The organism is Streptomyces sp. NPDC058375 (genome assembly GCF_042723425.1).
Lineage (GTDB): Bacteria > Actinomycetota > Actinomycetes > Streptomycetales > Streptomycetaceae > Streptomyces > Streptomyces durocortorensis.
Window position 1 is genome coordinate 1 of sequence record NZ_JBHXJG010000244.1, and the last position, 10944, is coordinate 10944.

The window sequence follows — 10944 nt, forward strand, 5'->3', positions numbered from 1 at the left end:
GCTCCTGCTCCTGCTCCTGCTCCTGCTCCTGCTCCTGCTCCTGCTCCTGCTGATCGGGATGTGGCGATGTGAGCCCCGCGTCTCACAAAGCCTTGTGCATGATGTGAATCCCCACATAGCCCTGGGTCGGGTGGTTGAAGCCCTCCGGAAGGGTGCCGATCACGTCGAAGCCGATCGACCGGTACAGCTTGAGGGCATGGGTGTTCGTCTCGACCACCGCGTTGAACTGCATCGCGCGATACCCTTTGGCCCGAGCCCAGTTGACCGAGTGCTCGCACAGCGCCCGCCCCACGCCACGGCCGGAGTGAGCGGGGTCGACCATGTAGGTGGCGCTGGCGATGTGGGAGCCGTTGCCCATGTGGTTGCGGTTCATCTTCGCCGTGCCGAGCACCGTTCCGGCCTCGTCGACGGCGACGACCACGCGGCTCGGCGCCGGGACGAACCACCATCCCTCCGCATCCTCCTTACCGAGGTCGAGCGGATAGGTGAGCGTCTCGCCCGCAGAGACGATCGCATGGAAGAACGGCCAGATGGCGGGCCAGTCCTCGGAGGTTGCTTCCCTGATCAACATCCGGACAGGATGCCCCATCCGCAGGATCGGCGCGAATGCTATCCAGCGCCCCGACCACGCCATCCCAACCTGGCGAGCAGCCCCTTCCCGGTCGGCCTGTGCGCCGGAGCGGAACGTAGTGCCCCGGTGTCGGCGGGCGGCGTCGCCCGGGCTCCCCCGTCGTCCCCGGGGCGAGGGGCCGGCCGGTCCTCGCGTGCCCGGTCCAGCTCCAGGGTCAGGTTGACCCGCCGCCAGAGAATTTCGTCGGGGCCGTCGGCCAGCATCAACTCCCCCATGGCCTCCCTCGCCGCCATGGACCCCGGGCGTCCGAAGACCGGCTCGGGCCGGACCCTTACGAGATAGGCGCGTTCATAGGGGTCGTCCACCACTTCGGCCAGTTGCACCGGGTCCAGGGCCGACGCCTGGACCGCCGTTCGCGCCCAGGGGTCCGTCGTGCGGTTCAGCAGCCGGTCGATGCGTTGCGAACGCCAGTTGCGCGCCCGCCAGTCGGCGCCCGACTCCAGCATCGTGCGCATCCCCACAGGCGTCCGCCCGGCGAGCAGCCCGGGCTCCCGTGCCGCGAACGCGACGAGCTCGTCCGCGAGGTAGAGCCAGACCACCGCGCGATAGCGGTTCAGATAGAACGTGACCGGTGAGACGCAGCCCGCCCGGGCCAGCCGGGTGAACCGTGCCGGTGCCATGTTCAGCAGGGCCGCTCCTTGCGCCGTTCCGACCGTGCGGACCCGCTCCACCAGGGCGTCGGGGAAGCCTGGTTGCTCCCGCAGGCGCGCGATCTCCTCCTCATGCACCCGGGGTCGCCCGCCGCCCGGAGCGGCGACGACGGCGATCAGCCCCAGGTGCACCGCCAGCTCCAACTCCGCACGCCGGATGCCCAGCTCCTGAGCCGCTCGTCCGGACGCCACCGTCGCCGCCGGGGAGGCGGGCGAGGTGCGCCCACCCTCGCACTCCGCCTCCGCGCTCGCGTCCCCGGCATGGGCACCGGCCCGCACGCGCGCGCTCCGGCCCTCCGCGTCCTGGGACCTGACGTGCGATCGGAGCACTTCCTTGACTGCCATGACTGTTCTCCCCCCGTCGGCTCGAATACTCTCCGTAATGACGGTAGCCCGAGGAGTCATGACGCGTCAGCCCTGTGGATAACTCTTCACCGGCGACGAAAAGTGCAGGTCAGGAGGGTGAGAAGGGTTCGATGCCCTCGGGCCCGCCTTGGCGGACGGAGACGCCGAGGTGTTCGCCGACCCGGTTGACGAGCAGGGTCATCTCGTACGCGACTTGGCCGACGTCGGCCTCGGCCGCGGTCAGCACGCACAGGCAACTGCCGTCGCCCGCCGCCGTCACGAAGAGCAGCGCCTCGTCGAACTCGACCATCGTCTGGCGGGCCCGGCCCGCCCGGAAGTGACGCCCGGACCCGCGCGCCAGACTCTGCAGGCCGGACGAGACCGCCGCCAGGTGCTCCGCGTCCTCGCGTGCGAGCCCGGTGCTGGCCCCGGTGACCAGTCCGTCGTTCGACAGCACCAATGCGTGCCGTATGTACTGCACCCTGCTGGTGAGATCGTCCAGCAGCCAGTCAAGTCCCCGGTCAAGCGGCATGTGCTCGTCCTCCCCGTACCCTCGTTCCCCGTACCCCCCGCTACGCGCGTAAGCCTTGCGCAACGGATCCGTGGGGGCAAGCGTCCCTCACCGCCCGAGGTGCCGCTTCGCGCCATACGGCGATCGGGCTCAGGATGGGCCCATGGCACACCACATGACCGATGAAGAATGGCGGGCCTTCCTCTCGGAGAGCACCCGCACGGCAAAGGTTTCGACGGTGCGGGCCGACGGCAGTCCGCACATCGCACCCGTCTGGTTCCTTCTCGACGGCGACTCGGTGGTCTTCAACACCGGGAAGGAGAGCGTGAAGGGGCGCAACCTCGCACGGGACGGACGGGTCGCCCTGTGCGTCGACGACGACCGGCCTCCGTACGCGTTCGCGGTGGTGCAGGGGCACGCCGAGCTGAGCGAGGACCCAGGCGAACTCCTACGGTGGGCGACGCTGATCGCCGGCCGTTACGTGGAGGCCGACGCCGCCGAGGAGTTCGGCCGGCGCAACGGTGTCGCCGGCGAACTGGTCGTACGGGTGCGGATCGACAAGGTGGTCGCGATGGCCGACATGGCCGACTGACGGAAGGGGCCCCGGCGCCGGGTCGTCAGCCGACGGAGGCGAGGAGCCGGGCGGTGTGCATGCGCCCGGCATACTCGACCGTACGGATCAGGACTTCTTTCCCGGAGGCCCGGTCGCGGGCGTCGCACAGCACGACCGGGGTGCCTCCGTCGAGGTCGAGCGCCTGCGCGACATCGTGCTCCGTATGGTCGGGAGCGCCGGGGAAGCGGTTGACGGCGACGACGAACGGGATCCGCCTGCGCTCGAAGTAGTCGACGGCGGCGAAGCAGTCCTCGAGGCGCCGGGTGTCGGCGAGCACGACGGCGGCGAGGGCGCCCTCGCACAGCTCGTCCCAGAGAAACCCGAAACGATCCTGGCCCGGCGTGCCGAACAGATAGAGCGACAGGCCGGAGTGAACGGTGATACGACCGAAATCCATCGCTACGGTCGTGGTGGACTTCCGTTCCATCCCGCCGGTGTCGTCCCGGTCCCGCCCGCTCTCGCTCAGCGTCTCCTCCGAGTACAGCGGGCGGATCTCGCTGACCGAGTGGACCAAGGTCGACTTCCCGGCCCCGAAGCCGCCCGCCACGACGATCTTCAGGGTGAGCGCGATGTCCTCTCCGATCATGCTCCTGCCGACATCCCCGGAGCTGCGGTGGGTGGTGCGGAGGTTTTCGTCGCTGTCGATGGACTCGGAGGGCATGCGTCCCTTCTCTCTTCAGGAGTCACTTCGGGCTACAGGCGTCGGATCAAGCTTCAGGAATCGGGTCGGGCCGACAGCATGGCAACCGGCGGGCTTCTTCCGAGTGAGTTGATCGTTCTTGACCGAAGCGGCTTCGCCTCGGTCACTGCTCTTGCCGTATCCCGACCTCATTGCGTCTCTCTATAGACAGCCGGAGATGGGGACGGAGGCGGGGCGGGCACTCCGTGCGAGCCTCGGGCCCTCCCGGCACGGCCCCTACACTGGTCTTTTCGGCCGTCCGGAACGGGCAGCGGAGCCGGGTCCGCGCTGACGGCCCGGGGACGAGGAGATACGAGCGTGTCGACAGGTTCCGGCGGCGGCTTCCAGGATCCGCCCGCGGAGGTGCTGGCGGAGGCCGCAGCGGCGTTCGGGCTCCTGGCGACACCCGCACGGCTGCACATCGTGTGGGCACTGGCCCAGGGCGAGAGCGATGTGACCGGGCTCGCGGAGCGGGTGGGCGGGACGCTTCCCTCGGTCAGTCAGCATCTGACGAAGCTGAAGCTGGCCGGTCTCGTCCGGTCGCGCCGTGAGGGCCGACGTCAGGTCTATCTGGTCGACGATCCCGATGTGGTGACGGTCGTCCGGCTCATGGTCGGCCAGTTGGCCGAACGCGCCGGGCACCACTCCCCCGGGCCTGTCCGCCTGCGTGAGCTCGGTGCCTGAGAGCAGTTCGGCCGCAGGCCTTGGACACATCACCGCCGGCACGCCGGCCTCCGTCGCCCCGTTCCCCGGCGCCGTGCCCACCGCTCTGCAGACGCTGCGTGCCCTCGACAGCGGGCCGCGCGGGCTGCTGGAGGCGGAGGCCGAGAGCCGGCTCGGCCGGACGGGCGAGAACGTGCTGCCCGCCCGGCGGCCCGTGCCCTGGCCCCGCCGTTTCCTGCGCAGCCTCCGGGATCCCTTCACCTCCGTGCTTCTCTGCCTGGGCCTGGTGTCGGCCCTCGTCTCGGCCTGGGGCACCGCGGGCGTCATCCTGGCCCTCGTCGCAGTGAGCTGTCTGCTGCGTTCGGCCGAGGAGCACCGCGCCGACCGGTCGACCGCGGCGCTGCGCGAACTGGTGGCGACCACGGCGACCGTGGTGCGTCGCGCCTCGGACGGCTCCCCTCCCCAGGAACGGGAGGTGCCGGTCGCCGATCTGGTGCCGGGGGACGTGATCCGCCTGCGGCCGGGCGATCTCGTACCCGCCGATGTGCAGCTGCTGCGCACCGACGGGCTCACCGTGCATCAGTCGGCCCTGACCGGGGAGTCGGCTCCGGTGGTCAAGCAGGCCCTCGACATCCCCGACCCCGCGCAGACCGATGCCGGGCTGTTCGCGCAGCCGCAGTGGTGTTTCCTGGGCAGCAGTGTCACCTCCGGCAGCGGTACCGCGGTGATCGTGGCCACCGGCGGGGAGACCCGGTTCGCCGCCACCCATGACGGCCGGGCCGGGCAGCGGGGCGCCAGCGCCTTCGACCGTTCGGTCCAGGGGATCTCCTGGACCCTCATCCGTTTCATGCTCCTGACCCCGCCCCTGGTGCTGATGGCCAATGCGGCGCTGCGGGGCCGGGGCCTGGAGACGCTGCCGTTCGCCGTGGCCGTAGCCGTGGGACTCACCCCGGAGATGCTGCCGGTCATCGTCACGACGACCCTCGCACGGGGCGCGGCCCGGCTGGCCCGTACCAGTGGAGTGATCGTCAAACGGCTTCCGGCGCTGCACGACCTGGGGGCGGTCGATGTGCTGTGCCTGGACAAGACCGGCACGCTGACCGAGGACCGGCCGGTCGTCGCAGCGGCGACCAATGGTGCGGACCGCCCCGATGCCGACGTACTGCGGTGGGCGGCGGTCAACGCGCTGTGGACGCTCCAGCTGGCGGAGCTGCCCGCCGCCGACGCACTCGACGAAGCGGTGCTGGACGCCGCCGACGCGCTCGGCAGAGGCGGGCTCGGCGCCGCTTGCGCGCTCGGCAGAGGCGGGTTCGGCGCCGCTGACGCGTTCGGCAAGGGCGGGCCGGGAGCCGTCGACGGCGGTGGTCCGTCCGCTGCCGGGGAGGTGGATCCGGACGCGTACGAGGGCGTCGCGGTGCTGCCCTTCGATCCGGTGCGGCGCGTCGCGACAGCCGTGGTGAGGCGGCCCGGCCGGCTCGGCGTCCACACCCTGGTCACCAAGGGCGCCGTCGAGGCCGTGCTCGACCGGTGTGCCATGGACCGGGGCGAGCGCGACCGGCTGCTCGCCGTGGCGGACCGGAAGGCCGGATCCGGGCTGCGCCTGCTGGCCGTGGCCCGTGCCGACCGGGCGGCCCGGGCGGGCGCGTACACCCCGGCGGACGAGCGGGGCCTGACCTTCCTGGGCCTGGTGGCGCTCCGGGACGTTCCGGCCCCGAGCGCCGCCGACGCGCTCGGGGTGCTCGCGCGGCGGGGTGTGAGCGTCAAGGTGCTCACCGGCGACCATCCGGGCACGGCGGCCCGGGCGTGCGCGGACCTCGGTCTGCGCCCGGAGGGCCGCACCGGCCACAACGATGTGGTGACGGCCGAGGTGCTGGACACCCTGTCGGACGCGGAACTGGTCGGGGTGGCGGACCGGGCCACGGTGTTCGCGCGCTGCACCCCCGAGCACAAGGCCCGGATCGTCACGGCCCTGCGCACCGGCGGGCACACGACCGGCTTCCTCGGCGACGGCGTCAACGACCTGCCCGCCCTGCACGCAGCCGACGTCGGCATCTGCCCCCGCAACGCCGTGGACGTGGCCCGGGAGGCGGCCGATGTCGTCCTGGCGGAGAAGGACCTCACCGCGATCGACCGTGCGGTGCTGGCGGGGCGGCGCAGCAGCGGGAACATCGCCGCCTATCTGCGGATCACCCTCTCGTCGAACCTCGGCAATGTCATCGCGATGCTGACGGCCGGGCTGATGCTGCCCTTCCTTCCGATGCTCCCGGCACAGGTTCTGGTGCAGAACCTCTGCTTCGACGCGGCGCAGCTGGCGTTCGCGTTCGACCGCCCGGCAGCCTCCGCCCTGCGCCGCCCCACCGTGCTGCGGCCGCGCGACTTCCTGCGCTTCATCACGGGTTTCGGCCTGCTCAACGCGGCCGCCGACCTCGCCACCTTCGGGGTGCTCGCGCTCGCCCTGCACAACGCGTCCGGGGATGGCGAGGCGGCGTTCCACGCCGGGTGGTTCACGGAGAACCTGCTCACCCAGGCCCTCGTGATAATCCTGCTGCGGACCGGTCGCAGTGCCGCCGAGCGCCGGGCGGGCGGGCCTCTGCGGGGTGCCGCGGCGGGTCTCGCCGCGGTCGGCGTCGCCCTCCCGCTCACGCCGATCGGGCCGTTGCTCGGTATGAGCGCCCTGCCGCCCCTCTACTACCTCCTCCTCGGCTCCGTCCTGGGGCTGTACGCGGTCGGGCTCACAGCGGCCCGTCGCCGGTACGAGCGCCGCCACCTGCCCGAAGCCGCACCGGACCCCGTGCGAGAAGGAAGACGAGACCGAAAGCGGAGCGGCAAGGAAGAGCGCGCCGCGGAGTTGGGGGGCGTCCGTTCCGGCCGCAGACATTAGTTGTACGGTTGCGCAATGCGGCAACTGTTGTCGCGTACGGAGAGAAGGGTGGGACCAGATGCTGCGCAACGGCCTGGAACCCTGGCACCTGCTGATCCTGGCGGTCGTCGTGATCGCCGTCTTCGGGTCGAAGAAGCTGCCGGACACGGCCCGCGCGCTGGGCAAGTCCATGCGCATCCTCAAGAGCGAGGCCAGGGCGATGAAGGACGAGAACGCCCGCTGACACCCACGGGCGCGCCCGGGCCGGGCGAGGACCGGGCCTTTCGGTCGCCGCTCGGTTCATGGCTTGCGCAATCCGGGAACCCGGAGTGGAGCGCCGAGCGTTTGTACAGACAGCGGCCACAAGAGTGACAGCACAACGGCACCGGTCTCCGGACCCGGACGCGGTGAAGCCGCAGCGTTCCGGATCGCAGGTGCGGACCGAGGGAACACTGGAGGAAATTCATGGGCGTGACCCTGGCCAAGGGCGGCAATGTCTCCCTGTCGAAGGAAGCCCCCGGCCTGACCGCCGTCACGGTCGGGCTCGGCTGGGACGTACGGACCACGACCGGGGCCGATCACGACCTGGACGCCAGTGCGCTGCTGTGCTCCGCGGCGGGCAAGGTCCTCTCCGACAGCCACTTCGTCTTCTACAACAACCTCAACAGCCCCGACGGTTCCGTCCGCCACACCGGCGACAACCTGACAGGGGAGGGCGAGGGCGACGACGAGTCGGTCGAGGTCGACCTGTCGTCGGTCCCCGCCGAGATCGCGAAGATCGTGTTCCCCGTCTCGATCCACGACGCCCAGAGCCGCGGCCAGAGCTTCGGCCAGGTGCGCAACGCGTTCATCCGCGTGGTGAACCGGGCCAATGGCGTCGAGCTCGCCCGTTACGACCTGAGCGAGGACGCCTCCACCGAGACGGCGATGGTCTTCGGCGAGCTGTACCGGCACGGCGCCGAGTGGAAGTTCCGGGCGGTCGGCCAGGGTTATGCCTCCGGCCTGGCGGGCATCGCATCGGACTACGGCGTCAACGTCTGACCGGTCAGGCCGGGTTCCGGCGCTCGCACGCCCCCTCCGGTTGGGCGAACATGTTCCCCATGACTGACGCCCACACCCATGTCCTGGACTTCTTCACCCCGCGTGCGGCCGATTGGGACAGCCGCTTCCCCGACGACGGCCCCGCCTATGCCGCGGCGGCGGGCCTGCTGGGGCTGCGCCCCGGCGATGCCGTGCTCGACGCGGGCTGCGGGACGGGGCGCGCGCTGCCCGCACTGCGGGCTGCGGTCGGGCCGCAGGGCACGGTGCTGGGTGCCGACCTCACCCCGGCCATGCTGGAGGCGGCGGCACGGGCCGGACGTGGCGACAGCGGGACACTTCTCCGTGCCGACGTGGCGCGGCTGCCACTGCGTGACGGAGCGCTGGACGCGGTGTTCGGAGCCGGGCTGATCTCGCATCTGGCCCGGCCCGAGGCCGATACGACGGAACTCGCCCGCGTGGTCCGGCCGGGCGGGGTTCTGGCGCTGTTCCACCCGATCGGCCGGGCGGCCCTCGCCGCGCGCCACGGGCGCACCGTCACCGACGACGACCTGCGGGCCGAGCCCAGGCTGCGTGAGCTGCTGTCCGGTGCGGGGTGGCGGCTGGAGTCCTACACCGACGAGGACGATCGCTTCCTCGCCCTCGCCGTCAGGCAGGTCTGAGGCCGGGCCGCCTCCGGCGGGCATCGGCCCGGCGGCAGCGGCGTACCGGTCGGGGCGGTCGTGTCATTCGGCGGGTGCCTGCGACGGCCGACTGCCGGGTACCGGGCAGCCACGGACGCCCGGCGTGGGGAACGTGCCGAGCCTCGCGATCTCGTACCCGTCCGGATAGCCCTTGATCTCGGGATTCTGGCGCGCGTAGTGGGGCGTCCGCCGGGGCGGCAGGAGCCGGACGGCACGGGCCCGGAGCCGGAGCGCACCCCTGGTCACTCCGCGAGCGACCGGCCCCGGGCGGCGGTAGCGGAACGCTTCGAGCAGTGAGTCGTCCAGGAGTGCGAGGCTGGCGCCGCGCACCACCGGGGCGAGCGGCGCCGGATACCAGGACCCCATCAGCGCCAAGGTGGCGTCGGAGACCCGTCGGGCTCCTTCGTCCCAGCCGAAGTGCTCGTGCTCGTAGGCGTCGAGGGTGCGCTCGAAGTCCTCGTAGGTCTCCGGAACGCCCTTGATGCCCATCCGTGCGCCGAGCGTGCGGTAGTAGGCGGCGAAGGCGGCCAGCTCGTGGCAGCAGAGGCGTCGCCAGCCGAAACTGTCCAGCCAGCGCTTCGGGGTGACGACGAACGTGCACAGGACGTAGCGCATGTCGTCGTTGCTGATGGCGTAGCTGCGGTGCATCTGGTTGATCCGGCGGACGGCCATGCGGCCTTCATCGGTGTCGAAGCCGTGCTCCACCACCGTGTCCAGCAGCAGAGCGGTGTCGTCGTAGCGCTTCTGGGAGCGCTCCGTCAACTCCGCAGTCTCGTCGAGGAGTCGGCCGATGCTGGGCACGGCATAGGTGCGGTAGAGGGCCAGTTCGAGGGCGCGGGTGATGTCCCAGGGGAACTCGTAGGTGACGGTGAGACGGTAGATCTCCAGGAAGTCCCGCTCGGGGTCGAGTCGCTGAATCTTTTTCAGCCGGTCGTACCGCTTCACCATGCTGTCCCCCTCGTTCGGCCCGATGGCCCAACCTTACGCGGAGGCCTCCCGCGCGCCCGGCCCTTCGCCCCCGCCGCACCCGGACGGGGCGGGCGCGGCTCCTGTTCGTCGCTGCTCGTCAGGGCCTCGACGAGGGAGTTACCGAGTAGTTAGGGTGCGCCGACGGACCAAGGGACGCAGGACCGGGAGATGAGCGGTCCGGCGATGAGCGATGGGGAGGACACCGTGGGCGGTGCGGATGATGCGGACGCCGACGACGCGCTGTTGGTGCTGACCGCGATGCTGCTGACGCCGGCGCGGTTCCCCAGCGTGCTGGGCGACGACTATGTGGCCGCGTGCGACGCTCTCGCACTCGAACCGTACGAGGAGGGCTACGGGCTCATCCTCGGGCAGGACGGGGAGGGGGCCCGGTGGACGGTGGTCGTCGAGGACGCCTCCCAGGTGGCCGTCGCCATCGCCGCGTGGGACTGCGGCATGGAGCACGACCTCTCCCCCGACGAGCGTTCCATGGTGTGCGCCCTGCCGGGCTGGCCGATGGACCTGACCGTCTCGGCACCCGGCGTCCCGGATCCGCACGATCCGGAAACGCACGGGGAGGGCCCCGCGCCCCTCGCTCCTCCCGACGCGGAGGCCTGGGGTCCGGCGCAGCGACGGCTCGGCGCGGACGAGATCGCCGCGCAGTGGTCGGTGTGGCGCGAGCAGATCGACGACACCCAATTCGCGCAGCCCGGTGGGGTTGGAGGGGCGGAGAGCGCCGCCGGGGGTGAGGCGGACAGCGCCCCCTCCGGGTCGCTCCGGCACCCGGGTGTGCGGCGGGCCCTGTCAGAGGCGAGCGCCTATACGGAGGCTCCGCCGCCACCCGGTCGGATCCGCTCCTCGTACGCCACGGCCGACGCACGCACGCTGCGCGTCGACGGCCCGGGGTGGTCGATGGTGGCTCGGACCGATGACATCGCCCTGTTCCTGCTGGACGAGGAGCCGGGGACGGTCATTCCCGTCGGCCGTGGAGACGCGCTGCCCGGCCTGCTCACGGCCCTGGACGGGCTCGCCGTCCAGGGCCTGTGACGTCCTCGCTCAGCGTCCGATCTCCTTGCGGTTGATCCTGCGGAGCCTGCGCCGCTGGGACGGGTCCAGCAGCAGATAGCCCGCCACGGGAACCCCGATCACGACCAGCAGCGCCCACCAGAATCCGATCAGGGGCCACAGGATGGCTGCCGCGAGAACCCCCCCCCGTTATGTTTTTCGTGGTCCTGCAATGGGGCCGCTGGCCTCCGGGTCCGGTATGACTGTTGCCCCCTGTCGAAGGGATGACCTGGGGGGTGG

General features: G+C 71.4%; 12 protein-coding genes. 7 read left to right on the forward strand and 5 right to left on the reverse strand.

The genetic code is table 11. The annotated features are described in order from the left end of the window. Positions 1 to 82: 82 nt before the first annotated feature. The 3 genes from ACFWM7_RS28805 to ACFWM7_RS28815 form a co-directional block, all read right to left on the reverse strand. Entirely contained in the window at positions 83 to 571 is a 489-nt protein-coding gene (locus ACFWM7_RS28805) for a GNAT family N-acetyltransferase (RefSeq protein ID WP_383265896.1), read from the reverse strand. Between the two features lie 38 nt (positions 572 to 609). Continuing rightward, positions 610 to 1626 (reverse strand): DUF6397 family protein, encoded by a 1017-nt coding sequence (locus ACFWM7_RS28810; RefSeq protein ID WP_383265898.1) that lies wholly within the window; start codon positions 1624 to 1626, stop codon positions 610 to 612. 109 nt (positions 1627 to 1735) lie between these two features. Next, complete coding sequence (locus tag ACFWM7_RS28815; protein WP_383265901.1) at positions 1736 to 2158, reverse strand: roadblock/LC7 domain-containing protein; 423 nt, start codon at positions 2156 to 2158, stop codon at positions 1736 to 1738. A 142-nt stretch (positions 2159 to 2300) separates the two neighbouring features. Here ACFWM7_RS28815 and ACFWM7_RS28820 point away from each other — a divergent pair, with 142 nt between their 5' ends. Beyond that, positions 2301 to 2729 (forward strand): PPOX class F420-dependent oxidoreductase, encoded by a 429-nt coding sequence (locus ACFWM7_RS28820; protein WP_383265904.1) that lies wholly within the window; start codon positions 2301 to 2303, stop codon positions 2727 to 2729. A gap of 25 nt (positions 2730 to 2754) precedes the next feature. Here the strand turns inward: ACFWM7_RS28820 and ACFWM7_RS28825 are convergent, their stop codons facing one another. After that, a complete protein-coding gene (locus ACFWM7_RS28825; protein ID WP_383265907.1) occupies positions 2755 to 3411 on the reverse strand; it encodes an ATP/GTP-binding protein in 657 nt (218 codons plus the stop codon). A 336-nt stretch (positions 3412 to 3747) separates the two neighbouring features. Between ACFWM7_RS28825 and ACFWM7_RS28830 the strand changes: the two genes are divergently transcribed. The 5 genes from ACFWM7_RS28830 to ACFWM7_RS28850 all read left to right on the forward strand — a co-directional run bounded on the left by ACFWM7_RS28830 (position 3748) and on the right by ACFWM7_RS28850 (position 8652). Continuing rightward, positions 3748 to 4113, forward strand: a complete 366-nt coding sequence (locus ACFWM7_RS28830) for an ArsR/SmtB family transcription factor (RefSeq protein WP_383265909.1) — start codon at positions 3748 to 3750, stop codon at positions 4111 to 4113. Beyond that, positions 4106 to 6973 carry an HAD-IC family P-type ATPase gene (locus ACFWM7_RS28835; protein WP_383265912.1) on the forward strand — a complete coding sequence of 956 codons (2868 nt, stop codon included), beginning with the start codon at positions 4106 to 4108 and terminating at the stop codon, positions 6971 to 6973. Before ACFWM7_RS28830 ends, ACFWM7_RS28835 begins: the two co-directional genes overlap by 8 nt. A gap of 58 nt (positions 6974 to 7031) precedes the next feature. Continuing rightward, positions 7032 to 7196, forward strand: a complete 165-nt coding sequence (gene tatA, locus ACFWM7_RS28840) for a Sec-independent protein translocase subunit TatA (RefSeq protein WP_205081412.1) — start codon at positions 7032 to 7034, stop codon at positions 7194 to 7196. Positions 7197 to 7417: 221 nt separating this feature from the next. Beyond that, positions 7418 to 7993, forward strand: a complete 576-nt coding sequence (locus tag ACFWM7_RS28845) for a TerD family protein (protein ID WP_356568496.1) — start codon at positions 7418 to 7420, stop codon at positions 7991 to 7993. A gap of 59 nt (positions 7994 to 8052) precedes the next feature. Beyond that, positions 8053 to 8652: a class I SAM-dependent methyltransferase gene (locus ACFWM7_RS28850; protein WP_383265915.1), complete on the forward strand. Its 600-nt coding sequence runs from the start codon at positions 8053 to 8055 to the stop codon at positions 8650 to 8652. A gap of 63 nt (positions 8653 to 8715) precedes the next feature. Here the strand turns inward: ACFWM7_RS28850 and ACFWM7_RS28855 are convergent, their stop codons facing one another. After that, positions 8716 to 9621, reverse strand: coding sequence for an oxygenase MpaB family protein (locus tag ACFWM7_RS28855; protein ID WP_383265918.1), 906 nt, complete (start codon positions 9619 to 9621; stop codon positions 8716 to 8718). Between the two features lie 204 nt (positions 9622 to 9825). Here ACFWM7_RS28855 and ACFWM7_RS28860 point away from each other — a divergent pair, with 204 nt between their 5' ends. Next, positions 9826 to 10686, forward strand: a complete 861-nt coding sequence (locus tag ACFWM7_RS28860) for a hypothetical protein (RefSeq protein ID WP_383265921.1) — start codon at positions 9826 to 9828, stop codon at positions 10684 to 10686. Positions 10687 to 10944 lie beyond the last annotated feature (258 nt).

Excerpts from the sequence above, each read along its gene's own strand:
- ACFWM7_RS28855 (WP_383265918.1), bottom strand. The coding sequence starts at position 9,621 with ATGGTGAAGCGGTACGACCGGCTGAAAAAGATTCAGCGACTCGACCCC.
- tatA (WP_205081412.1), top strand. The coding sequence starts at position 7,032 with ATGCTGCGCAACGGCCTGGAACCCTGGCACCTGCTGATCCTGGCGGTC.
- ACFWM7_RS28805 (WP_383265896.1), bottom strand. The coding sequence starts at position 571 with ATGTTGATCAGGGAAGCAACCTCCGAGGACTGGCCCGCCATCTGGCCG.
- ACFWM7_RS28850 (WP_383265915.1), top strand. The coding sequence starts at position 8,053 with ATGACTGACGCCCACACCCATGTCCTGGACTTCTTCACCCCGCGTGCG.
- ACFWM7_RS28815 (WP_383265901.1), bottom strand. The coding sequence starts at position 2,158 with ATGCCGCTTGACCGGGGACTTGACTGGCTGCTGGACGATCTCACCAGC.
- ACFWM7_RS28820 (WP_383265904.1), top strand. The coding sequence starts at position 2,301 with ATGGCACACCACATGACCGATGAAGAATGGCGGGCCTTCCTCTCGGAG.
- ACFWM7_RS28810 (WP_383265898.1), bottom strand. The coding sequence starts at position 1,626 with ATGGCAGTCAAGGAAGTGCTCCGATCGCACGTCAGGTCCCAGGACGCG.
- ACFWM7_RS28825 (WP_383265907.1), bottom strand. The coding sequence starts at position 3,411 with ATGCCCTCCGAGTCCATCGACAGCGACGAAAACCTCCGCACCACCCAC.
- ACFWM7_RS28860 (WP_383265921.1), top strand. The coding sequence starts at position 9,826 with ATGAGCGATGGGGAGGACACCGTGGGCGGTGCGGATGATGCGGACGCC.
- ACFWM7_RS28845 (WP_356568496.1), top strand. The coding sequence starts at position 7,418 with ATGGGCGTGACCCTGGCCAAGGGCGGCAATGTCTCCCTGTCGAAGGAA.